A 22,826-nucleotide genomic window follows, 5' to 3' on the forward strand; every position below is an offset into this window, starting at 1 on the left:
TGATTGTTTGGAATCGAAATTGCACGCAAGTCTATCGCCGAAGACTTACCGGCGCGTTAAGAAAGACTTAAAAATGAAAACTTTGGCGATTGCCCGCGCCGTGCCGCTTTCCGCTTGAAACGCGGGAGCGATTTCGCCATAGAACTTGAACCTGGGGCCTTGGCCGATCGAGGTTCCGCCGATCAACAGCTTCAGGACAATCACAATGGCCTTCATTGCCGACGCTCTTTCCCGTGTAAAGCCCTCCGCAACCATCGCAGTCTCGCAGAAAGCCCGCGAGCTGAAGGCCAAGGGCCGCGACGTGATCGGCCTTGGCGCCGGCGAGCCGGACTTCGATACGCCCGACAACATCAAGAAGGCGGCGATCGACGCGATCAACCGCGGCGAGACGAAGTACACGCCGGTTTCGGGCATTCCGGAACTGCGCAAGGCGATCGCCGAGAAGTTCAAGCGCGAGAACGGCCTCGACTACAAGCCTGAGCAGACCATCGTCGGCACCGGCGGAAAGCAGATTCTTTTCAACGCCTTGATGGCGACCCTCAACCCGGGTGATGAAGTCATCGTGCCTGCACCCTACTGGGTTTCCTACCCGGAAATGGTGGCGCTGTGCGGCGGTACGCCGGTGTTCGTCTCGACCAAGCAGGAAAACAACTTCAAGCTGACGGCGGCTGCACTCGAAAGCGTCATCACGCCGAAGACCAAGTGGTTCATCTTCAACTCGCCGTCCAACCCGTCGGGTGCCGCCTATAGCCATGACGAGCTGAAGGCGCTGACCGACGTGCTGGTCAAGCACCCGCATGTCTGGATCCTGACCGACGACATGTACGAGCACCTGACCTATGGCGACTTCAAGTTCGTCACCCCGGTCGAGGTCGAGCCGAAGCTCTACGACCGCACGCTGACGATGAACGGCGTGTCGAAGGCCTATGCCATGACCGGCTGGCGCATCGGCTATGCGGCCGGTCCGCTCGAGCTGATCAAGGCCATGGACATGATCCAGGGCCAGCAAACCTCGGGCGCCTGCTCGATCGCCCAGTGGGCCGCCGTTGAGGCGCTCAACGGTCCGCAGGACTTCATCCCGGCCAACAAGAAGATCTTCGAAGGCCGCCGCGACCTCGTGGTCTCGATGCTGAACCAGGCCAAGGGCATCGTCTGCCCGTCGCCGGAAGGTGCCTTCTACGTCTATCCGTCCTGCGCCGGGCTGATGGGCAAGACCGCTCCGTCGGGCAAGGTCATGGAAACGGACGAGGATTTCGTCAGCGAACTGCTGGAATCGGAAGGCGTGGCCGTCGTGCACGGTTCGGCCTTCGGCCTCGGCCCGAACTTCCGCATCTCCTACGCGACGTCGGAAGAACAGCTGGAAGAAGCCTGCAAGCGCATCCAGCGTTTCTGCGCGGCCTGCAAATAGGTGCTGCAATAGACGGACTGGGAAAGGGCGGGGCCTCGCGGTCCCGCCCTTTTCTTTGGTTGGTGATATGACTGCCGTCAGGTGGCGATCTTCATGGTCGCCGGCAATTTGGCCGGCGCGGGTGCCGGAGTGGCGGGCGTGCGGTTGCGCTCGCGCCACAGCGCGGGCAGGCTGAGCAGTGCCAGAGAGCCGAAGGTGATCACGGTCTTGGTCGCGTCGGAGAAGGCGCCGAAACGACCGTCGAGATAGAAGACGCCGTAGACGATCAGCACGTGCCAGACATAGATCTGCAACGAATGCCGGCCGAGCAGCTGCAAATAGCTCAGCGAGAACAGGCCAGTGAGCGTCGAGGCGATCTTGCGGATCGTCGCGTTCTCGTGGCGCGGGCCGGCGATCAGCAGCCAGGCGAGGCCATAGGCGACGGCGGCGAAGTTCAGGAGATAGACCGGACCGAAGTCGGCGCGCACTTCCATGAGGCCGAATTTTTCCAGCACGATACCCGGCATCATGCCGTGGGCAGTGAGGATGCGCAGCGGCAGGAAGAAGGCGCAGACGGCCAGCGCCGCCTTGGCGATGAAATCCTTGCGGGGATCGAAGATGCGGGTCCACTCAACCTTCTTCATCGAGGTCAGCGTTCCGGCGAGCAGGCCGGCAAAGAAGACGATCTGCCAGCCGAGCAGGTTGAACGAGGCGCGAATGCCCTCCTTTTCCGACGCTGCACCGCCGGACAGCCAGTCGCTGACCGGATAGGTGACGATGCGTTGCAGTCCGAGCTGGGCGGCCATCCAGGCCAGCACGGAAATGATCGCGACCGTCTTCCACCGACCCTGGAGGCAGAGCCAGATGATGGCCGGGGCGAAGAACATGTAGATGATGTATTGCGGGAGGATGTCCATGAAGGTCGGCTGGAACAGGAAGCCGGCAATGGCTGCGAGACGCAGCGGATCGTCCACTCGGGTTGCGCCGAGCCAGTTGGTCCAGATCTCCGCGGCACCGGGCAGCATGAGCTGCAGGGCGAGAATCACCAGCACGATCCCCATGGCGTAGCGGTAGAGTTCGAAGACCCGCGACCAGATCCGGTCCCGGGCGACGGCATAGCCATCCTTCATCATCTTGCGGGCATAGACCATCCCTGTCAGCAGGCCGGACAGGAAGACGAAGCCCTGCGCATCCTCGACGAAGGCCAGGTTGCGGTGGTTGATCTGGACGAGCCAGAGGCCGCCGGTGAAGACCAGATGGTTGATCAGCATGAAGACCAGAAAATAGCCGCGCATGCCGTCGATGATGTCGAGTCTCTTCAAGATTCGGCTCCCGAGTTTGCCCCCCGCGACCGCGGGAGGTTTCTGGCCCGCCATCTTGGTGAGAATGGGGCGAACCACTCACCAAGTTGGGTTCCATGTCCGGGGAAAGCGGCAAGGGTGGGAAAAGTTCCGCCCTTCCGGGTGAGGAAAAGCCGTCAAAGGCCGAGGACGGACAGCATGATGAAGGTGGCGAACAGGATGAAATGGGTCATGCCTTCGATTGCGTCGGTTTCGCCGTCGTTGAGGTTGATCGCCGCCGCGATCAGCGTGATGGCGACCATCACGGTTTGCACCGGCTTCATCGCCATGATGAAGGGCTGGCCGGTGTAGAGCGCGATCGCCTCGATGACGGCTACGGTCAGGATGACGGTGGAGAGCGAGGCGCCCATGGCGATGCTGACCGTCGCCTGCATGCGGTCGGCAAGGGCGGCGTGAAGTGCGGTCAGGATCTCTGGCCCGGCGGAAATGCCGGCGACGAGGGGGTGGTGAGCGCGATCGGCGCGCCGATCTCCTTGAGGCCGGTGTTCATGAAGGTCGACATGAGCTCGGCGAGCACGCCGATCAGAACGACGCCGAACAGGATGACGCCGATCGAGCGGGCCGTCGGCGCATCCGCGTCGGCGGGATCGTGTTCGCGCCTTTGTTTGTGGCTGTGATCTGCAGCCGGGGCCGCAGATCCGCAGTGTTTTCGGGCTTCACTGCCGATCATCAATCGGCATGGCGGAGCCTTTCGCATCACGGCATCTGACCTTGTTCTTCTGATCCTCCGCATCACGCCGAAACACAGTTTGGCCTCGACCATTTCCATGCCGCCATACCGCGAACCCCACCTGTAACAGGTCGCGTCGCTGACACCATACTTGCGGCACAGCTCAACAGCCGAAAGCCCGACCTGATGTTCCTTCAATTTACCGATGACCTGCTCGTCGCTGAAACGGGAACGCATCATTCTCCGTCTCCTTCTCCGGAGAATAGACGAACCTCAAACCGGGGACATTTCCGGGGGGGGGCACGTTCAGCTCGTCGAACATGCTTAGGGAGAGGACGTAACGGCCAAGCGGGCCGGCGCGCAGCATTGCCACCATGATTTGTCCCGTCAGCTTGCTGCCAGCACTGCTCTGATCGGGCGGTGTAAACGCAGTGCTCTGACTTTTATTGGTTAAAATAGCACTAACACGGCTCTACGGAAATTCACCCCTAGAATTTTAAGGTATTCTAACATATCAATATAACTAGGTAAGGGGCGTAAGCCCAAATGCATTGAGTTCAAGCGTTCGGGGGGCATCCGGAAATGACAGTCAGCGTTTCAAGAGTATCTCTCGTTACCGGCGGTGCAGGCTTTATTGGATTCAATCTCTGCAAGAGACTGTTGCTGCAGGGCGACCATGTCATCTGCGTCGACGACATGACCTCAGGAATGCCGCAGCATGTGGACGAACTCCGGCGCCACGAGAACTTCCGTTTCCTGCATCACGACATCTGCGAGCCGTTGTCGCTGAAGGTCGATCGCATCTTTAACCTCGCGTGTCCGGCCTCGCCGCCCGCCTATCAGGCCGATCCCATCAAGACGGCGCTCACCAGCGTGCTCGGCGTGCGCAACATGCTTGAGCTGGCCCTGGCAAACGATGCCCGATTGCTGCACACCTCGACCTCCGAGGTCTACGGGGACCCGCTCGAGCATCCTCAGCGGGAGAGCTACAACGGCAACGTGAAGACGATGGGACCGCGCGCCTGCTACGATGAGGGTAAGCGCTGTGCCGAGACCCTGCTCCACGACTATCACCGGGTCCGCGGCGCCGACGTGCGGGTCGTGCGCATCTTCAACACCTACGGGCCCGGCATGCGTGCCGATGATGGCCGGGTGGTCTCGAATTTCGTCGTCCAGGCGCTGGCAGGTGAGGACCTGACGGTCTACGGCGATGGAAGCTATACCCGGTCCTTCTGCTACGTCGATGATCTGGTCGACGGTATCTTGCTGCTGATGGAACTCGACGGCGAGCATCCACAGCCGGTCAACCTCGGCAACCCCCACGAGATCGCCATCAACGAACTGGCCGAACTCGTGCTGGCCATGACAGGATCCCGTTCGCGCATCGTGCATCTGGCGAATGCCGTCGATGACCCCAAGGTCCGTTGTCCCGACATCTCGAGGGCGACGACCCTGCTCGGCTGGCGGCCGAGAGTCGATATCGCGGACGGGCTGCGCCCAACCATCGACCATTTCGGCCGCGCCATGACGGCGGCGGTCGAGACCGTTCCGGAGTTCGCGTGACGCCATGCAATCTCAGGGACAGTGGTTTCCACGTGCCGATTTCCCGCCGCAGCCGAAAGGCGGGCGGCGATGAGCGCGATCCCGCATATCGGAGACGGCACCTTCCAGTCGAAGGTTCGAGTCGCGGACGGGCAGCTTCTGCAGCCGGTGTTTTCCGGTTGGCGAAAGGCGGTCAACTGGATCGGAATCCTCGTCTGGCTCGGCTGCGTCGGCTATCTCGGCGAATGGTGGTTCGACAGCGCGCATGTCAAAAGCTATCCGCGCTACATCGCGGTGACCATCGCGCTCGCCTGGATCACGCTGATCCCGGCCTATTTCATCTTCATCTTCGCCTTCGCCACGGTGCCTGTGGACAACGTGGACGTGCCGTCCGACTGGCGGATCGCGGCCGTCGTGACCAAGGCTCCGTCCGAACCGCTGGCCGTCGTGCAGAAGACGCTGCTCGGGGCGCTGCATCAGGAGGGCGTGCGGCACGACGTCTGGCTCGCGGACGAGGCACCGAGCGTCGAAACACTCGCATGGTGTCACGAAAATGGCGTTCGGGTCTCGACCCGGCGCGGTGCCGAGGACTACCAGCGGGCCGACTGGCCCCGGCGGGCACGCTGCAAGGAAGGCAATCTCGCCTATTTCTACGATCATTACGGCTACAGCCGCTATGACATCGTCTCCCAGTTCGACGCCGACCACGTGCCGTCTCCCGGATATCTGAAGCGCGCCGTGGCGCCCTTCATCGACCCGAAGGTCGGCTACGTGTCAGCACCGAGCATCTGCGACACCAATGCCGAGCAAAACTGGGCGGCGCGGGGACGGCTCTATGTCGAGGCCAGCCTGCATGGGGCATTGCAAGTCGGATACAATTCGGGGTGGGGCCCGCTCTGCATCGGCTCGCATTACACGGTTCGCACAGCTGCGTTGAAGCAGATCGGCGGCCTTGGTCCGGAACTCGCAGAGGACCACTCCACCACCCTGCTGTTCAATGCCGGCGGCTGGCGCGGGGTCCATGCCGTCAACGCGATCGCGCACGGCGCGGGGCCGGAAACCTTCACCGACCTCGTCGTGCAGGAGTTTCAGTGGTCGCGCAGCCTGATGACGATCCTTCTGAAATACTCGCCGACCTACATGCCGAGGCTCCATGGGCGCATTCGGTTCCAGTTCCTGTTCTCGCAGTTCTGGTATCCGCTGTTTTCGGTCATGATGGCGATGATGTACGTGATGCCGCTCTACTCGCTGCTGAGCGGCGCGCCGATGGTCAACGCGACCTATTTCGATTTCTTCACGCATATGCTTCCGGTCTCGACGGTGGTTCTCATCCTGGCCTACTGGTGGCGCTCGACAGGAATGTTCCGTCCCGCGGATGCGAAGATCCTCTCCTGGGAAGGCATCGCCTTTCTCTTCTTGCGCTGGCCCTGGTCTCTTATCGGCACGGTGGCGGCGATCATCGACCATCTGGGCGGCCGGGTCGCGGATTTCCGCGTTACCCCTAAAGGTCAAAAGAGCACGGCGCCGCTGCCCTTCCGGGTGATCGCTCCTTATCTCTTCCTTGCGCTCGTTTCTGCCGCCACGGCTTGGCTGGTGCGCGACCCCGGCACGGCTGCCGGCTTCTACGTGTTCAATATCATGAATGCCGTCATTTATGGCGGTCTCACGCTCCTCGTACTGATCCGGCACAGTCTGGAGAATGGGTCAGACTTCCTGCCGCGAACCGCGCAGGGCCTGCTGGTCGCAGTCCTGTTCGCGACGTTGAGCGGCGGTATCAGCCTCGCCGTTCACGATAACGGACTGAAGGGGTTAGCGGCCTGGAACGAGGGCATTACCGCTTTCTCCTTGACGCGACGGATCTACTCCTACTCCGGCGCCGGCCAATCGATGTCGGGCGAGCCAGAACTGAGATTCGAGCCGCGCTGGAATCCCCGCGCTGAAGAGTATTGAAACCGGAGTGAAAAAAATGGTTGGAAAGAAGCTTGCAGTCGTCGGCACCGGCTATGTGGGCTTGGTCGCGGGCGCGTGTTTTGCCAAAATGGGCCACGATGTGATTTGCGTCGACATCGACGCGGAACGGATCGTCATGCTGCAGAGGGGCGGCATTCCGATCTATGAGCCTGGCCTCGAGACGCTCGTCCACGAGGGTGTGGCCGCCGGACGGCTGACCTTCTCGACGAAGATCGCCGACGCGGCGCCCTGCGATGCGGCGTTCATCGCGGTTGGCACTCCACCCCGCAAGACCGACGGCGAGGCCGACCTCTCCTTTGTCTACGAATGCGCGCGTGAGCTCGCCGCCGTGCTGAAACCCGGCGCGGTGATCGTCGACAAGTCCACCGTTCCCGTCGGCACAGGCGACGCCGTCGAGCGGATCGTCAGGAAGACTCGTCCCGGCATCACGATCCATGTCGCATCCAATCCCGAATTCTTGCGCGAGGGATCCGCGATCGGAGATTTCATGGAGCCGGATCGTATCGTTATCGGGTGCAACGACAAGGCGTCCGAAGATACGTTGAGCGCCATTTACGCGCCTTTGCAGGCGAAGGGCTATCGCCTGATCAAGACCAAGCGCCGCAGCGCCGAACTCATCAAGTACGCCGCGAACGCGTTCCTGGCGACCAAGATCACCTTCATCAACGAGATGGCCGATCTGTGCGAGGCCGTGGATGCCGACATTGCCGACGTGGCGCTTGGCATGGGAACGGACAGCCGCATCGGCCCGCAATTCCTCCAGGCGGGTCCCGGCTATGGCGGCTCATGCTTCCCCAAGGATACGCTGGCGCTGGTGCGCACCTCGCAGGAGTTCGGCGTCCACCTGAGGATCGTCGAGGAAACCGTCGCGGCTAACAGCGCCCGCAAGCGCCGGATGGCGCTGAAGGTGCGTCACATTATGCACGGCAAAGTGGAGGGAAAGAAGATCTCGGTGCTCGGACTGACGTTCAAGGCCGACACCGACGACATGCGCGATTCTCCGTCCATTCCGTTGATCGAGCTCCTGCAGAGAGCAGGCGCAGACGTGCACGCCTATGACCCTGAAGGCATCGAGCAGGCGAAGAAGATCTTGAAGGATGTCACCTACCATCTTGACCCATATCAATGTTCGCAGGGTGCCGACGCGGTAGTTATAATGACGGATTGGGAGAGTATAAGACATATTGATCTGGCGATGCTATCGTCGGTGATGCGGTCGCATTTGCTGATCGACCTGCGTCGGGTCTATCCGCCGGAGGAGGCGGCAAAATATGGATTTACGGTCGAAACCATTGGACGAACCGGCCTTGAACCGCATCCGATCGCGCAATTCGAGCCGCAGTTCATGAGCCCCGACATCAACGCCTTCACACGGAAAGCGGAAGAAGAGTTCGCGTAGTTCGAATTCGCAGGCAAGGGAATGGAAATGGGATTGGTTCCGGCAAGATACAGGGCCCAGCTCGTCAAGGCACGCAGACGGACAGAGGCCGTTGTCGCGCTCGCCGCGGCCATCGCGCTCGGTGTCGGGCCAGTCCTTGCGCAGGAGCCGTTGCCCGCCGATGGCCGGCCGCTGACTGCGGTCGAAATCTTCATGCTGATCAAGGATCGCTCGTGGCGATGGAGCGAGGGCGCCGGGCGCTTCTTCGACAAGGAGAGACGGTTCCTCGCCTTTACGCGTGGGAAGGATGGTCCCAAGTATGGCGAGGGCCGTTTCCTCGTCACCGACGGCGGGCGCCTCTGTCTCGTTTCCACTTGGCATGAGCCCGCGTCTACAAGCGATGCCAGAACCTGCTTCCTCCACAAGCAGGCCGACGGCATCATCTACCAGCGCCGCGAGGTCGGCGGAGATTGGTATGCATTCAAGCACACGCCGCTGCTCGAGACCGACGAGTACGCCAAGTTCACGAAGGAGGACCTTGTATCTGAGGAATTAGCGAAGATCAAAGCCGAGATAGGCGCCAAGGATTCAAATCAGAAAGGCAACTAACGATGAGCGAGAAGAACATGAGTATGTCCCGACGTGGAATGTTCCGGACCGCAGCCGCGCTCGCGGGCGGCGCCACGTTCGTGTTTGCCGCCGGGCGGACACAAGCGCAGGACGCGGCACCTTTCAGGGATGTGATGAAGGACAAGCGTCCGATCATTCATCCTGACGGATCCCGGTTCGGCGCCTATGACCCCTATGGCGATTTTAAGGACGAGAAGGGCGACGTCACCGAGCACCTGTTCCTGCCCTGGGAGGACGTCGACCTGTCCGGCCTGGGCATGGCAGACGCCTATGCCTTCGAACGCGGCCGCAAAATCCTCATCACCGTCGAGCCTTGGTCCTGGGACCTAGACTGGAACGTCTCGTCGAACCAATTGCGCCAGCGCGTCCTTTCCGGCTACTACGACGCAAACATGCAAGCCATCTGCGACGCGGTCTCCGGCTTCAAGTGCCCGATCATTATCCGCTGGGCGCATGAGATGGAGAACCCCTACGGCCGCTTCACCTGGTCGCTGTGGCCGCCGGCGGACTATATCAAGGCCTTCAAGCGGATGCATGCGATCGTCAAGAAGACGCTGCCGAATGCCACCATGATGTGGTCGCCGCGCGGCGAAAAGGGTCTGCAGGACTACTATCCCGGTGACGAGTTCGTCGACATCATCGGTCTCAGCGTGTTCGGCTACGAGGATTTCGACAAGATCGAATTCGGCGGGCCGCGCTCCTTCGCGGAGAGCGTGAAGCAGGGATACGAACAGTCGTCCGGGTTCGGCAAGCCGATCTGGGTCGCCGAACTGGCGTATGAAGGCAGCAAGGAATACATCACCAAGTGGGTCGAGGAAGCGACGCTCGGCTATCCCGAGTACCCGGCGCTCGAGGAAGTCGTCTACTTCAACGACAAGGAAGTCTGGCCCTGGCCGCACGGGCTCGGAACGCCGAACTGGCGGGTCGTGCGCGACGCTCCGTCCTACCCGCAGCGTCCGAAGCGCGGCTGACGCCTTCGGCCGAGCACATGGTGAAAGACGAAGGGCCGGCAATGAGCCGGCCCTTTTGCCATTGAGGGTTTCGGTCCAGGGATATCGCTCAGGGCGTGTTCTGGGCCACGGCCGTCGACAGGCGTCGGGCATTCGCGAACCAACCACTCTTGATGCGCCAGTCCGGGGCACCGTAACCAAGCGGCCACTGGTGCGGTTCCTTGTCGTTGAAATAGACCACGCCCTGCAGCAGGCCGAACTCGCCGCGCCGGGAAACGGTGTCATAGAGACTGCCAAACCAGTCGCGCCGGTAGGCCGCATCGCCCGACACACCCAGCTCGGCGATCAGGACCGGCTTGCCGAAGCCGGCGACGCGGTCGTATTTTTCCCTGAAGGTCTGCCGGAAATCGCGCCAGCCTCCGAAATAGTCCCGATCCATGGCCTGAAGGCCCCAGACTGCCAGGCCGACATAGTCGACATGGGCATCTCCCGGATAGTATCGCGCGAGATTCTTCTCGCCCTTCGGGGACCAGACGAAGGCTGCGTCCGGCACGTGGCGACGGCAGGCATCCACGAAATATCGATAGGCCGACTTGTAGCCTTCACTGTCCTTTCGCGCCCAGGGATAGCGGCCCGTGGCGTCTTCCATCTCGTGGCCCCAGCGGACCAGCAGCCGGCCGCCAAAATCGCCCATTGCGCCACAGACGGTATCGATCTGCTTGTCGAATCTGCCGGCGGTGATGTCGCCGAACAGCCGTTCACCGCCGTCACGCCAGTTGGCGGCCTTGGTATAGGGTTCCACGGTGACGATCATCGCGCGGTCGCGCTTTCGCGCATAGGCGAGCCGGCCCTTCAGATCCTGGACGTCCAGCGCCTGCCAGTAGACGAAGATGTGCTCGATATCCACGTCGCTTTCGCCGGCGAATTCGCGATGAGGATCGTAGACGCCGAGGGCGACCCGCGCGTTCTCCTCCGTCACGCCCTTCGGGGCCGTCGCCGGGATCGCCGCCACGCCGCCCAGCGCGAGAACGGCTATCGACACCAAGCCCATCACAATGCCCTTCATCACCATCGTTCCTAGGTGAACCAATCGTCATTCTCCCATCACGTGATTTCGGAAATGCTAAAGCGATCCGTTGTCTTCTAACGAGTTCTCGCATTTGGGGACCGCAGTTGATGCAGCGATGTCGCTCACCGCAGCGAACTCAATTCGCGTCCAGGCCCCGGCAGGCCCTACGGCGTGATTCGGCCGAAAGTTTGGTAGCTTTGTGGCCGGCTTTTATCGTAACGCTGAGAGAAGAAGAAACACTTGGACCGGTACAGCAAGATGAAGACCATTCTCGTCACCGGCGGAGCCGGATATATCGGCTCCCACGTCTGCAAGGAGCTGGCCGCGCGCGGCTATCGGCCAATTACCTACGACAGCCTGGTTAACGGCCATCGCGAGGCCGTGCGCTGGGGGCCTTTCGAGCATGGCGACGTGCGCGACCGTCGACGGCTCGACGAGGTCATCTCGCGTTATCGACCGGAGGCGGCGATGCATTTCGCGGGCTTCGCCTATGTGGGCGAATCCGTTGCCGACCCCGGAAAGTATTACAGCAATAACGTCGGCGGCAGCCTCGCTTTGCTCGAGGCGATGATCGCTCAGGGCGTGAAGCGTCTCATCTTTTCGAGCAGTTGCGCGACCTATGGCATTCCCGACAGGGTGCCGATAGCCGAGACCGATGCACAGCGGCCGATCAATCCCTACGGGATGTCGAAGCTGATGTTCGAACGGATGCTGCCGGATTTCGAAATCGCGCACGGCCTGCAATGGATCGCGCTGCGCTATTTCAATGCCGCGGGCGCCGATCCGGACGGCGAGATTGGCGAGGACCACGATCCGGAAACCCGCATCATTCCGCTCGTGCTGGCGGCCGCGGATCAGCAGGGCGAGGACGTAACCGTCTACGGCTCGGACTACGACACTCCCGACGGGACCTGCATTCGGGACTATATCCACGTCACCGATCTCGCCGATGCCCATGTAAGGGCCCTCGACGCGCTTTTCGCCGGGGAGGCGTCGCAGGCGCTCAATCTTGGCACCGGCGCCGGCTGTTCGGTCATGCAGGTCATCGAGGCCGTCCGGACGGTCACGGGTCTTGAGGTTCCCCATCGACGCGGCGCGCGGCGAGACGGAGACCCGGCGGTGCTGGTCGCGGATGCCTCGAGGGCGCGCGCCGTCCTCGGCTGGCAGCCGACACACAGTTCCATCGGCGAGATCGTGGAGACGGCTTGGCGGTGGCACCTCAAGAAGAAGGCCCGGCACCCTGCTGGCTGAATTCCGTGTCCTCCAAACGAAAAAAATCGGTCATCACCCGCGATTCCTTAGAATTGCCGGGATCAGTGTTAGTGGACGTTAATATTCGTCTTTTAGACTGATTCCAAAGCCGGGAGTGCCGGCGGTGCCAACCCAAGAGGATACGATTCCATGCCAGACAGCCCATCCGTCGATCGCGCCCCGAAGCGACGCCTCCCGAACGTGATCGCCAGGATCATGCTGGCGACGGCCTGCCTGTCGTTCACGGCTGCGCCGAGTTTCGCCGAAAAGAGGGGAGCTCCGATGGTGAAGGCGGTTGCCCAGACGACGCCGCTGTGGCCCCAGATGCGCAAAAAGGTACGCGTGTCGGGCTCGGCCTATGTCTGCATGCCGAGCGGCTTCGGCCAGAAGGGTCGATGCGTCCAGCGCGCGAGCATGCTCTGATACCATGGGAGGTGCGGTGCTGCCCCACCTCCCATGAGTTTCCACCCGGTCCACCACCCCGACTCGTCGATCCGGGTTGGGAGCTGACGGGTGGCAATGTGCGAACGACGCAGGTTGCGCGACGTCGTTAATCACGCCACGGCAAGCGGTGGGCGTTCGTCCCTCGCTATCGAGAAAGAGCCAGCTTGTTACGCTCGTAGCTGGCGGCTACGCGATTGCCGGTCTTCAGCTTGAGGATCTCGTCGCCGGTCTGGCGGGGAAGGTGGCTGAACACATACCACTCACCGTCTGGCAGCCGACGTTGCGAGATCGTTCTGCCGTCCGTTTTGTGTTCGAAGCAGGTCAGGGCCTCGGCATTCCCATCCGCGGCAGACCAGGTCGCGCGAAAACAGGCGCGTCCCGGATTCGTCAGGAACCATCGACCCTCGGCATAGCTTCCGTTACGTCCGCTCTTTGTGAAGGCCGTGAAGCGGCGGGCGGCGACCTCGAAATAGCCCGCGCCGTCCTCCCAGATCCAGGTGCGGTTTGCGTAGATGTCGTAGAGTTCGCCAGTCGTCAGAGGGCGTGCCTCCACCGCCTGCTCAGGCGCCTGGTCAATGACATCCGCCGAATTGACGTTGGTCGTTGCCAGGAGGGTTAGCATGAATGCTGTCACTCTAACGGTGTGGGAATGGAAGGGGTTTTTCATCGGCCTCTCGATACTACCTAAGTCTCTATTATTTCTATCATTGTTCTTTCTACCATGCTCTTGGACCAAACGACAGTGCGGATTTTCTCCATGTGGCGCTATAGGCATCAGCTTGCCCTGCGCTGCGCGCGATGGGTCTGACCGACTGCGCTTGAGCCGCCGCGTCGCCTTAATCTCGGGCGACTCATCCTGAGATCAGCAGATCCCGAGCGGCACGAAACGCGTTCTGCAGGGCCGTATGGTCATCGAGCCCCTCAAGGGCGTAGCTGTTGAGGAACTGACGCCCGGCGAACAGCTTGCGGTCGACGTGGCTCAGGTCGGCTTCGTCGCAGACCTCTTGCCAGTGTTCGGCGATCGCCGTGATCTGGCGCTCGATCAGCGCTGCGGCTTCCACCTCTTTCAGGTGAAAATCAGGCGCGGCCGCAAGGCAGGTTTTCAGGGTGCTGGCGCGGCCGCCGCCCTTGATCAACATAGCCTGCGTGGCTTCGTTGCGCGTGCGGTTCTGCGGGCAGATGTCATAGGCTGGCGTCAGGGTCAGCATCTTGCCGTCCCAAAAGGCGGCATGGTTGCGCGCATGGTCGTCGGTTTTGCTGCACAGCACGTTGAAACAGATCCGGCCGTAAAGCTCCTTGAACGTGTCCTTGGGATCGCTGAAACGATGGCGGATCAGTTCCGCCAGATCCTCGTTGGAGGCATAGCGCGCCAGCATCTCGTCAAGGCCAAGCATGGTCAGCGCCGAGACCATCGCGCGCCGTGCCTAGCCAGCCTGTGTGCGCGTGCGGTCGAATCGCTCGATCAGTAGCGCGTCCTTGCGAGCGGCATGGGTCATCGAAACTGAAGCTGCGTTGAGCCCACAGGCGCTTGCCAGCTTCATCGCGATGAATTCGGCCTTCACGACGCTATACGTGTCGTTGCTTGCGGAGAATTTGGCGATGAATTTCTTCGTGCCGTCATTGATCAGCGCCTTGGGGCGCGCGCCGCCGACCGAGGCGCCGTGATTGAGGACCTGGTCGAGCGCGGGCGTAAGAGGGGAGCCCTTTTCGATGAGTTCCGCCGCTTCCAGGAGTTCGTCCAGCGAGGCTTGCGCGGCAAGGCGGGGGACATCCTCTGTTTCCAGGGCGACGATCACTGGACAATATAGTGGATATAGTCCACTATCTCCCGCGCACGGTAAGTGCTGACCAAGCGAACATAGTTGACAAAAAACAAGGGGAACTTATGTCGCAAACCTCCACGTCGGCCGACGTGGTGCTGTCCGTTCGCAATCTCACGGTGGATCTGCCGCCGGGAATGGAGCGCACCCATGCGGTCAAGAACATTTCATTCGATCTCCGTGCAGGAGAAATCCTCTGCATCATCGGTGAGTCCGGATCGGGAAAATCCGTGACCGCCAACGCGATCATGGGGCTCCTCTCGCCCGTGATCAAAGTCAGCACCGGCGAAATCCACTTCAAGGGAATGGACATTCTCGCCGCCCGCGAGGAGACGCTCAGGCCGCTTCGCGGCCAGGCGGTATCGATCATCTTCCAGGACCCCCTGTCTGCCCTCAATCCGCTGATGACCGTCGGCGACCAGATCGCCGAGGTGCTGGAGGCGCACCGCTATGGTACGGCGGAGAGCCGCAGGCAAAAGGTTCTCGACCTGCTCGAAGAGGTCGGGCTGCCCGATCCGCCGCTGATGCGTCTGCAATATCCGTTCCGCTTGTCCGGCGGCCAGCGCCAGCGCGTCATGATCGCCATGGCCCTTGCGCTCGATCCGGACGTGCTGATCGCCGACGAGCCGACGACCGCTCTCGACGTCACCACCCAGGCGCAGATCCTCGATCTCATCCGCAAGATCCAGAAGCGCAAGGGCATGAGCGTGATGTTCATCACCCACGACTTCGGCGTGGTCGCCGAGATCGCCGACCGGGTCGTGGTGATGGAAAAGGGCTTCGTGGTGGAGCAGGGCAGGGCGGACCAGGTTCTCGTCCATCCCGCGCATCCCTACACGCAACGCCTCGTCGCCGCCGTACCGCGCATGCGGGCGAACGCCGGAGCCGTCAGCGAGGAGCCTCCGGTGGTGCTCACGGTCGAAAACCTCGAAAAGGAGTATCGCAGCACCGGGTCATTCTTCCGCAAGGGACGGGTGGTCAAGGCGGTGGATCGCATCAGCTTCAGCCTGCGCAAGGGCCAGACGCTCGGGGTTGTCGGCGAAAGCGGATCGGGAAAGTCCTCGCTCGGCCGGGTGCTTCTCAAGCTCCTGGAGCCGGACGGCGGCGCGATCCATTTTGACGGGCGCGACATTGCCCAAATGACGGAAGAGAGTTTCCGGCCGCTTCGGCCCTATATCCAGATGATCTTCCAGGATCCCTTCGCCTCGCTCAATCCGCGCCATACGATCGGCAGGATCCTGACGGTCGGGCCGGTGGCGCACGGCACCACGGTTCAGGAGGCGCGCGCCAAGGCGCTCAGGCTCCTCGCAGTGGTGGGGCTCGACGAGCAGTCCTATGACCGCTTTCCCCACGAGTTCTCCGGCGGCCAGCGCCAGCGCATCGGGATTGCCCGGGCGCTGATGTTCGATCCGCTGGTCCTGGTGGCTGACGAGGCGGTCTCGGCCCTCGATGTGTCGATCCAGGCGCAGATCCTTGAGCTTCTGGCCCGGGTGCAGAGGGAGACGAAGGTCGCGATGATCTTCATCACCCACGATCTGCGGGTCGCGAGCCAGATCTGCGACGAGGTGCTGGTCATGCACAAGGGCGTGGTGGTCGAGCAGGGCCCGCCGACGCGGATCTTCCGCGATCCGCAGCACGACTATACCCGCAAGCTCGTCGCCGCGATCCCCGGCGCCGACTGGGAACCGGCCGCAGTGGCTGTCTGATCACGAACGGCGACCAATGGCGGGGGGTGGCCCCCTCCCACCAGTCCCGTTCCGGCCTTTGCGGCCCTCTTTCCGCTGGCTTTTCGCAGGGCCGGCGTTGACGCTTCTTTTTGTTAAATCATTGATATTAAAGTGAAAATAATCAAAATTATGCCAAGAAAATAGTTGATATTATCCACTAATTGCCCTTTCATATGGGCACGAAATTGCACTACGACATGGCCGGAAGACCCTGACGACGGCGCGCTGGAGAGCGCGTTGCCGGACGGGAGCCCTTTTGTCCATTCGAACGGAACCCCCATGAGCAAACCGCCTGCCAAACCGCCGACCATGCCGCAGGACATCAACATCGATGTCCTGGAAGATACGCTGAGCTTCTACATCCGCACCGTCAACATCGCCGTTTCCCGTGATCTCGACGAAAGGCTCGAGGGGCTGGACGTGGCGAAGGGAACCGGAAAGATCACGACATTGCTGCTGGTCGACGACTATCCGGGCATCCGCCCGTCCGTGATCGCCCATCTGATCCTGAGGGACCGTTCGGCCATGGGCCGGCTCATCGACCAGATGGTCGACCACGGTCTGATCCGGCGCGAAGTCTCGCCCGAAGACAGCCGCGCGCAGGAACTCTACATCACCGAGACGGGGGCGGCCCTTGCGGTCAAGGTTCGCGAGATCGTGCCCAAGCAGTCCCGCGACTTCTTCTCCTTCATTCCGGAAGACGAGCAGAAGCTGCTCATCGACATTCTTCGGCGCGCCTATCGGCGGATTGTGGGGCTTTCATGAACGGTCATCCCAAAGGTTCCGTCGCGCTCATTTCCGGCGCCAGTCGCGGCATCGGCAGCCATGTCGCCGCCGAACTGCTGCAGCAGGGCTGGTCGGTCTCGCTCGGCATGCGTACGCCGGTCATGCCGGGCTGGGCCGCGGGCCATGAGGACCGGGTTCAGCTTGCGGCCTATGATGCGGGCGACGTGGGCGGCGAAGCGCGCTGGGTGCGCCAGGCACTCGACCGCTTCGGCCGGATCGACGCGCTGGTCGCCAATGCCGGCATCATGATCCCGAAGACGGTCATCGAAGCCGATGACGACGACATCGAGGCCATGATGTCGGTCAACGTCAAGACGCCGCGGCGGCTGGCGAAGGCGGCCTGGGAGGCGCTGTGCGCAACGGGCCGGGGCCGAGTCATCATCCTCGCCTCGCTCTCCGGCAAGCGGGTCAAGTCGGCCGCTGCAGGAAGCTACTCGCTGTCGAAATTTGCGGCCGTCGCGCTTGCGCACGCCATCCGCCAGACCGGTTTCGACAAGGGCGTGCGCGCCACCGCGGTGTGCCCCGGCTTCGTCGCCACCGACATGGCGGCCGCACTCACCGATCGCGCCAGCGATCAGCTGACGCAGCCGGACGATCTCGCCCGCATCATCGCCATGCTGCTTTCCCTTCCGAACGAAGCGTCCGTCGCCGAATTCGCCGTCAACTGCCAGCTTGAGGAATTTTTCTGACATGCCCGGTCCTTATGTCGTTCCCGTCCATGGCGATGTCGACCTGCCCAAAGAGGTGGATGTCGTCGTCATCGGTGGCGGGATCATCGGAACTTCGACTGCCCTGGAACTTGCGGACAGCGGCCTGAGGGTCGCGCTCTGCGAAAAGGGCGGCATCGGCCACGAGCAATCCAGCCGCAACTGGGGCTGGGTGCGCATCTCCCGGCGGGACCCGCGCGAGGTGCCGCTGATGGCTGAATCGCTGCGGATCTGGGCTGATCTCAATCGGCGCACGGGTCGCGAGACGGGTTTCACGCGATCGGGAATCGTTTTCACCTGCGCGGACGACAAGCAGTTCGATGAGCATGAACGCTGGAACCGGAACCTCGAAGGCTACCAGATCGAATCCCGCATGCTGAGTGCCGCTGAGTTCAACGCGAAATATCCCGGCAATACGATGAAGATCGCGGGCGCGCTCTACACGGCCGGCGATTGCCGCGCCGAGCCGCAGAAGGCAGCGCCCGCCATTGCCGAAGCTGCACGCGATCGCGGTGCTCATATCCTCACCGAATGCGCCGTTCGCGGCCTTCAGCTGTCCGGCGGCCGCGTGTCGGGCGTCGTGACCGAACGGGGGGAGATCGCCTGCAAGTCGGTCGTGCTCGCCGGCGGTGCCTGGTCCAGCCTCTTCCTCGGCAATAACGGCCTCGACCTGCCGCAGCTGAAGGTCCTGAACTCGGTCCTTCGCACGAAGCCGCTGGAGGGAGGACCGGAGGAGGCCCTGTGGGCGAGCGGCTTTGCGCTGCGCAAGCGCCAGGACGGCGGCTACACGATCGCCGACGGTTTTCAGAACATCGTCGACATCGTGCCGGATTCCTTCCGCCATGCGCTGAAATTCCTGCCGGCCCTGTCGCATGAATGGCGCTCGCTTCGGCTCCGGCTCGGCGGCCGATTCTTCGACGAGGCCCGGATTCCGCGGCGCTGGGCGCTCGATGAGGCGTCGCCCTTCGAATACAACCGCGTGCTCGATCCCATCCCCTCCAAGGCCATGGCCGACGCGGCCCTGAAACGCCTGTCGCAGGCCTTCCCGGTGTTCAAGAAGGCCGAGATCGCCCAGCGCTGGGGCGGCATGATCGACGTGACGCCGGACGCTGTTCCGGTCATCGACGCCATCGACGCGATCCCCGGCTTCCACGTCGCCACCGGTTTTTCCGGCCATGGCTTCGGCATCGGTCCGGCGGCGGGCCGGCTGATGGCGGATATCGTCACCGGCCGCACACCGCTCGTCGATCGCCGCGATTTCCGTTTCAGCCGCTTTTCCGATGGTTCGAAGATCGAACTGATCAGCGGCTTCTAAAGGTGAGGGGGCAGGCGGCCTGGCCGCCTGTCTCCGATGCATGCGGCAGGCAACTGCCGAGGGGAGGCCTACCGCCCGAAGAGGCGGACGCAACGACATGAGATCAAAGCAATCCATCGGATGAAGGGGAACTAAAATGTCCGAACAGAAAAAGCCGTTCATGCATACGACACGCCGTCAGGTTCTCGGCCTGCTGGCGCTCGGCACTTCCGGGGTGGTCCTCTCCGGCCTGCCGGGACTGACCCGCGCCCTGGCGCAGGAATCCAAGACGCCGAAGGGCCAGCTGACCGTCGGCTTCTCGCAGGAGCCCACCGTCTTCAACCCGCACATGCCGCATATCGAGGTCGATGAAGGCATTCATTTCAGCATCTTCGACCCGCTCTTCTACGTCGATGAGACGGGCAAGTTCGTCGCCGCGCTCGCCGCCGAGGTTCCGACCGTCGAGAATGGCGGCATTTCCGCCGATGGTCTGTCGTGGAAGGTGAAGCTGCGCGACGACGTGAAATGGCATGACGGGACGCCGTTCACCGCCGAAGACGTGAAGTTCACCCTCGAACTTCTGGTCGATCCCAACTTCCGTTCCTGGCGCAAGACGGGTCATGAACTGGTCCGCGAGCTGACGGTCGTTTCGCCGACCGAGCTCACCTGGAAGATGGAAAGGCCCTTCGCGCCCTATCCGTCGATCCTCGCGTCCACCTTCATCACCCCGAAGCACATTCTCGGCGCGGAAGCCGACAAGAACACCGCCGCCTACAACAATGCGCCAATCGGCACCGGGCCGTTCAAGTGGAAGGAGCGCGTCGCGGGCGACTATATCCTGCTCGAGGCCAACGCCGACTATTTTGCCGACGGCCCCCATGTCGAGCGGGTGATCTACAAATACATTCCAGATCTCAACGTCATGTACACGCAGTTCAAGACCGGCGACATCGACGTGGTCGGCCTGCAGTGGATCACGCCCGACCACTATGACGAAGCCAAGGCGCTCGAAGGCAAGGTCGTGACCGTCGATCCGGCCTCCACCGTCGAGTCCTTCACCTTCAACATGGAACGTCCGCAGTTCAAGGATCCGGCGGTGCGCGAGGCGCTCTACCATGCGATCGACAAGCAATCGATCATCGATGCGCTCTACTACGGCCTGCCGACGCCGACCGAAAGCTACATGCCGCAGCAGTCGATCTACTACAATCCGGACCTGCCGAAGCACGAATATTCGATGGACAAGGCCAAGCAACTGCTCGACGACGCCGGCTGGGCGCCGGGCGCCGACGGAATCCGCGCCAAGGACGGCGTGAAGCTCGCCTTCACCTGCTCGACCACGGCGGGCAACCACATCCGCGAACAGGTGCAGCAGTACATGCAGCAGTCGTTCAAGGATCTCGGCGTGGAGATGACCATCTCCAACCTGCCGCCGGCCGTCATGTGGGGCGACTACTGGATGCTCTCGCAGTTCGACACGGTCATCGTCGGCCTCGACTTCCTGACCGGGCCTGATCCGGACACCTCCGACTTCTTCCGCTCCACCTCCAGCCCGGCCAAGGGCGGCTCCGGCCAGAACACCTGGCAGTACGCCAACCAGGAAGTGGACGACCTGCTGGCCAAGGGCGGCAGCCTCTTCGTGCCGGAGGACCGCAAGGTCGCCTATCTGAAGATCCAGGAGATCATGCGCAAGGAACTGCCGTTCCTGCCGCTCTTCCAGTACGCCAAGGTGCGTGGCCACCGGCAGGGTATCGAGAACGTCAAGTTCAACATCAACACCCGCATCGACACCTGGAACGTCGGAAGCTGGAGCCTGAGCTGATCGTTGCAATGCCGGGCTCTTCGGAGCCCGGCCATCCACCGCGGCCGGCCCTAACGCGCCGGCGCGCCGTCCATTGCCGCTGACGATCCTCTGTCGTGTCCGCTCGACTGACCCGGAGTTACGCCCATGCTGACCTATCTACTGAACCGGCTCTCGCAGAGCCTCGTGCTGCTCGTGCTGGTCTCGATCATCGGCTTTGCCGTCCTGAACCTCGCGCCCGGCGGGCCGCTGTCGCAGTTTGCCTTGACGCCCGGCATGACGCGTGAGGCGCTCGACCGCATCGCCCAGCAGATGGGCCTCGACCGCCCGCTGCCGATCCAATATTTCGACTGGGCCTGGCGCCTCCTGCAGGGGGACTGGGGCAAGTCCTATCGCGATCAAAGACCCGTCCTGGAGATCATCTCCGGCCATCTGTTCGCAACTCTGCTGCTGATGGTCTCGTCGACGCTGATCTCGATCCTGATCGGCACGTGGATCGGCATCAAGGGAGCGACGAAGCGCTATTCGCTCTTCGACTACACCGCCACCGTCGGCGCCATGGTCGCACTCTCGATCCCGACCTTCTGGTTCGGCCTCGTCGCCATCTACGTCTTCGCGCTGAAGCTCAAGTGGCTGCCGGCCGGCAACATGTACACGATCGGCGACCAGTCGCTCTACGACTACGCCATCCATTTGATAATGCCGAGCCTCGTGCTCGCCCTCGTCAACATCGCGGTGTGGAGCCGCTACATGCGGACGGCGACGCTCGACGTCATCAACCAGGACTTCGTGCGCACGGCACGGGCGAAGGGGCTGACGCCGCGCCGGGTGCTGATGAAACACGTGGTCGGCAATGCGCTGCTGCCGATGATCACGCTTGCCGGGCTGCAGCTTCCGACCATTCTCGGCGGTGCGCTCGTCACGGAAACGGTCTTCACCTGGCCGGGCATGGGGCGCCTTTTCCTCGATAGCCTCGGCTACCATGACTATCCGGTGGTGATGGGCCTGCTGATGTTTTCCGCCATTCTCGTGCTGTTCGGCAGTCTGCTCGCCGACCTGCTGGTCGCCCTCGTCGATCCTCGCATCCGGCTCGGATGAAGCCTGTTCCGCGACAGCTGCCGTCACACATAGGAGAGATCATGTCCGCCGCAACGCTCCCTTCCTCCGCTGCCGCAGCCAGTTCCCGCTGGTGGCAGGGCCGCACGGTCCGCCGGTTTGCCCGTCACAAGCTCGCCGTGGTCGGCCTCGTCATGATCAGCATGATGATCCTTGCTTGCGTGTTCGGGCCGCACATCCTGCCCTATGACGAACTCTATATCGACCTGCGCGCCCGGTTCGCTCCGCCGCTGACCGGCTATCACATCTTCGGCACGGATCCGCTGGGCCGCGATATCGCCGCCCGCCTGTTCAACGCCGGCCGCATCTCGCTGCTGGTCGGCTTTTTCGCCATGATCCTGTCGACGCTGATCGGCACGGTGATCGGTGTCGTCGCCGGCTATTACGGCGGCCGGGTCGGCGCCGTGCTGATGCGTTTCGTCGACGCCTTCCTGTCCTTCCCCAGCATCTTCCTGCTGCTGGCGCTGGCGGCCTTCGTCAAGCCCAGCCCCTTCACGATCACCGTGATCATCGCCGTCACGAGCTGGATGGAGATCGCCCGGCTGGTCGAGGCGGAGGTGCGTTCGCTGCGGGAACGCGATTTCGTTCTGGCGGCGCGCATGGTGGGGCTGCCCAACGGCTGGATCATGTTCCGCGAGCTTCTGCCGAACGCGGTCGGGCCGATCATCGTCGCGGCCACGCTGACGGTCGCCCGCGCCATCCTGCTCGAAGCCTATATCAGCTTCCTCGGCTACGGCATCCAGCCGCCCCTGCCGAGCTGGGGCAACATGCTCAACGGTGCGCAGCAATATCTCGACAAGGCGCCCTGGCTTGCCATCGTTCCCGGTGTGGCGATCACGCTCGCGGTCACCAGCTTCAACTTCATCGGCGACGGCCTGCGCGACGCGCTCGACGCCCGCAGCGATCTGAACTGAGGGAGCGG

Annotated in this window: 19 protein-coding genes and 3 pseudogenes; 15 read left to right on the forward strand and 7 right to left on the reverse strand. The window is 62.5% G+C overall.

The annotated features are described in order from the left end of the window. Nucleotides 1–45 precede the first annotated feature (45 nt). On the reverse strand, nucleotides 46–216 hold the full coding sequence (locus tag AC07Y0_RS04635) for a hypothetical protein (RefSeq protein WP_498674981.1): 171 nt from the start codon (nucleotides 214–216) through the stop codon (nucleotides 46–48). On the opposite strand from AC07Y0_RS04635, the gene AC07Y0_RS04640 reads away from it, so the two are divergent. Next, a complete protein-coding gene (locus AC07Y0_RS04640; RefSeq protein ID WP_498674983.1) occupies nucleotides 206–1,408 on the forward strand; it encodes a pyridoxal phosphate-dependent aminotransferase in 1,203 nt (400 codons plus the stop codon). The genes AC07Y0_RS04635 and AC07Y0_RS04640 overlap by 11 nt on opposite strands. 77 nt (nucleotides 1,409–1,485) lie before the next feature. Here the strand turns inward: AC07Y0_RS04640 and AC07Y0_RS04645 are convergent, their stop codons facing one another. The 3 genes and pseudogenes from AC07Y0_RS04645 to AC07Y0_RS04655 form a co-directional block, all read right to left on the reverse strand. After that, entirely contained in the window at nucleotides 1,486–2,709 is a 1,224-nt protein-coding gene (locus AC07Y0_RS04645) for an OpgC family protein (protein ID WP_498674985.1), read from the reverse strand. Between the two features lie 155 nt (nucleotides 2,710–2,864). Then, nucleotides 2,865–3,313, reverse strand: a pseudogene (locus AC07Y0_RS04650) (calcium:cation antiporter); the annotation flags it as partial. Between the two features lie 195 nt (nucleotides 3,314–3,508). Next, nucleotides 3,509–3,658, reverse strand: a pseudogene (locus AC07Y0_RS04655) (transposase); the annotation flags it as partial. 342 nt (nucleotides 3,659–4,000) lie between these two features. Between AC07Y0_RS04655 and AC07Y0_RS04660 the strand changes: the two are divergent. From AC07Y0_RS04660 to AC07Y0_RS04680, 5 genes are all read left to right on the forward strand, one after another. Further along, nucleotides 4,001–4,981, forward strand: coding sequence for a UDP-glucuronic acid decarboxylase family protein (locus AC07Y0_RS04660; protein WP_498674987.1), 981 nt, complete (start codon nucleotides 4,001–4,003; stop codon nucleotides 4,979–4,981). A gap of 69 nt (nucleotides 4,982–5,050) precedes the next feature. Beyond that, complete coding sequence (locus AC07Y0_RS04665; protein WP_498674989.1) at nucleotides 5,051–6,910, forward strand: glycosyltransferase family 2 protein; 1,860 nt, start codon at nucleotides 5,051–5,053, stop codon at nucleotides 6,908–6,910. A gap of 16 nt (nucleotides 6,911–6,926) precedes the next feature. Further along, nucleotides 6,927–8,330, forward strand: a complete 1,404-nt coding sequence (locus AC07Y0_RS04670) for a UDP-glucose dehydrogenase family protein (RefSeq protein WP_498674991.1) — start codon at nucleotides 6,927–6,929, stop codon at nucleotides 8,328–8,330. 21 nt (nucleotides 8,331–8,351) lie between these two features. Beyond that, complete coding sequence (locus AC07Y0_RS04675) at nucleotides 8,352–8,918, forward strand: DUF995 domain-containing protein (protein ID WP_498674993.1); 567 nt, start codon at nucleotides 8,352–8,354, stop codon at nucleotides 8,916–8,918. Between the two features lie 17 nt (nucleotides 8,919–8,935). Next, nucleotides 8,936–9,910, forward strand: a complete 975-nt coding sequence (locus AC07Y0_RS04680) for a glycoside hydrolase family 26 protein (protein WP_498674995.1) — start codon at nucleotides 8,936–8,938, stop codon at nucleotides 9,908–9,910. Between the two features lie 88 nt (nucleotides 9,911–9,998). On the opposite strand, the gene AC07Y0_RS04685 is transcribed toward AC07Y0_RS04680, so the two are convergent. After that, the gene (locus AC07Y0_RS04685) at nucleotides 9,999–10,955 is read right to left on the reverse strand and encodes a glycoside hydrolase family 26 protein (RefSeq protein ID WP_498674998.1); all 957 of its coding nucleotides are present in this window, start codon (nucleotides 10,953–10,955) and stop codon (nucleotides 9,999–10,001) included. Between the two features lie 261 nt (nucleotides 10,956–11,216). Between AC07Y0_RS04685 and galE the strand changes: the two genes are divergently transcribed. Then, nucleotides 11,217–12,209 (forward strand): UDP-glucose 4-epimerase GalE, encoded by a 993-nt coding sequence (gene galE, locus AC07Y0_RS04690; RefSeq protein WP_498675000.1) that lies wholly within the window; start codon nucleotides 11,217–11,219, stop codon nucleotides 12,207–12,209. Nucleotides 12,210–12,359: 150 nt separating this feature from the next. Next, a complete protein-coding gene (locus AC07Y0_RS04695) occupies nucleotides 12,360–12,632 on the forward strand; it encodes a hypothetical protein (RefSeq protein ID WP_498675001.1) in 273 nt (90 codons plus the stop codon). A gap of 166 nt (nucleotides 12,633–12,798) precedes the next feature. On the opposite strand, the gene AC07Y0_RS04700 is transcribed toward AC07Y0_RS04695, so the two are convergent. Continuing rightward, a complete protein-coding gene (locus tag AC07Y0_RS04700; protein ID WP_498675004.1) occupies nucleotides 12,799–13,320 on the reverse strand; it encodes a DUF995 domain-containing protein in 522 nt (173 codons plus the stop codon). A gap of 184 nt (nucleotides 13,321–13,504) precedes the next feature. Next, nucleotides 13,505–14,440, reverse strand: a pseudogene (locus AC07Y0_RS04705) (type II toxin-antitoxin system HipA family toxin); the annotation flags it as partial. Between the two features lie 98 nt (nucleotides 14,441–14,538). Between AC07Y0_RS04705 and AC07Y0_RS04710 the strand changes: the two are divergent. The 7 genes from AC07Y0_RS04710 to AC07Y0_RS04740 all read left to right on the forward strand — a co-directional run bounded on the left by AC07Y0_RS04710 (nucleotide 14,539) and on the right by AC07Y0_RS04740 (nucleotide 22,818). Then, the gene (locus tag AC07Y0_RS04710) at nucleotides 14,539–16,179 is read left to right on the forward strand and encodes an ABC transporter ATP-binding protein (protein WP_498675006.1); all 1,641 of its coding nucleotides are present in this window, start codon (nucleotides 14,539–14,541) and stop codon (nucleotides 16,177–16,179) included. Between the two features lie 300 nt (nucleotides 16,180–16,479). Continuing rightward, nucleotides 16,480–16,965 carry a MarR family winged helix-turn-helix transcriptional regulator gene (locus AC07Y0_RS04715; RefSeq protein ID WP_498675008.1) on the forward strand — a complete coding sequence of 162 codons (486 nt, stop codon included), beginning with the start codon at nucleotides 16,480–16,482 and terminating at the stop codon, nucleotides 16,963–16,965. Next, complete coding sequence (locus tag AC07Y0_RS04720) at nucleotides 16,962–17,675, forward strand: SDR family NAD(P)-dependent oxidoreductase (RefSeq protein WP_498675011.1); 714 nt, start codon at nucleotides 16,962–16,964, stop codon at nucleotides 17,673–17,675. Before AC07Y0_RS04715 ends, AC07Y0_RS04720 begins: the two co-directional genes overlap by 4 nt. 1 nt (nucleotide 17,676) lies before the next feature. Beyond that, nucleotides 17,677–19,008, forward strand: coding sequence for an NAD(P)/FAD-dependent oxidoreductase (locus tag AC07Y0_RS04725; protein ID WP_498675013.1), 1,332 nt, complete (start codon nucleotides 17,677–17,679; stop codon nucleotides 19,006–19,008). A 136-nt stretch (nucleotides 19,009–19,144) separates the two neighbouring features. Next, complete coding sequence (locus AC07Y0_RS04730) at nucleotides 19,145–20,809, forward strand: peptide ABC transporter substrate-binding protein (protein WP_498675014.1); 1,665 nt, start codon at nucleotides 19,145–19,147, stop codon at nucleotides 20,807–20,809. A 126-nt stretch (nucleotides 20,810–20,935) separates the two neighbouring features. Continuing rightward, nucleotides 20,936–21,886: an ABC transporter permease gene (locus tag AC07Y0_RS04735; RefSeq protein WP_498675016.1), complete on the forward strand. Its 951-nt coding sequence runs from the start codon at nucleotides 20,936–20,938 to the stop codon at nucleotides 21,884–21,886. Between the two features lie 41 nt (nucleotides 21,887–21,927). Further along, on the forward strand, nucleotides 21,928–22,818 hold the full coding sequence (locus AC07Y0_RS04740) for an ABC transporter permease (RefSeq protein ID WP_498675019.1): 891 nt from the start codon (nucleotides 21,928–21,930) through the stop codon (nucleotides 22,816–22,818). The last annotated feature ends 8 nt before the right edge of the window (nucleotides 22,819–22,826 follow it).

Source organism: Allorhizobium sp. GW101-3B10, assembly GCF_059424725.1.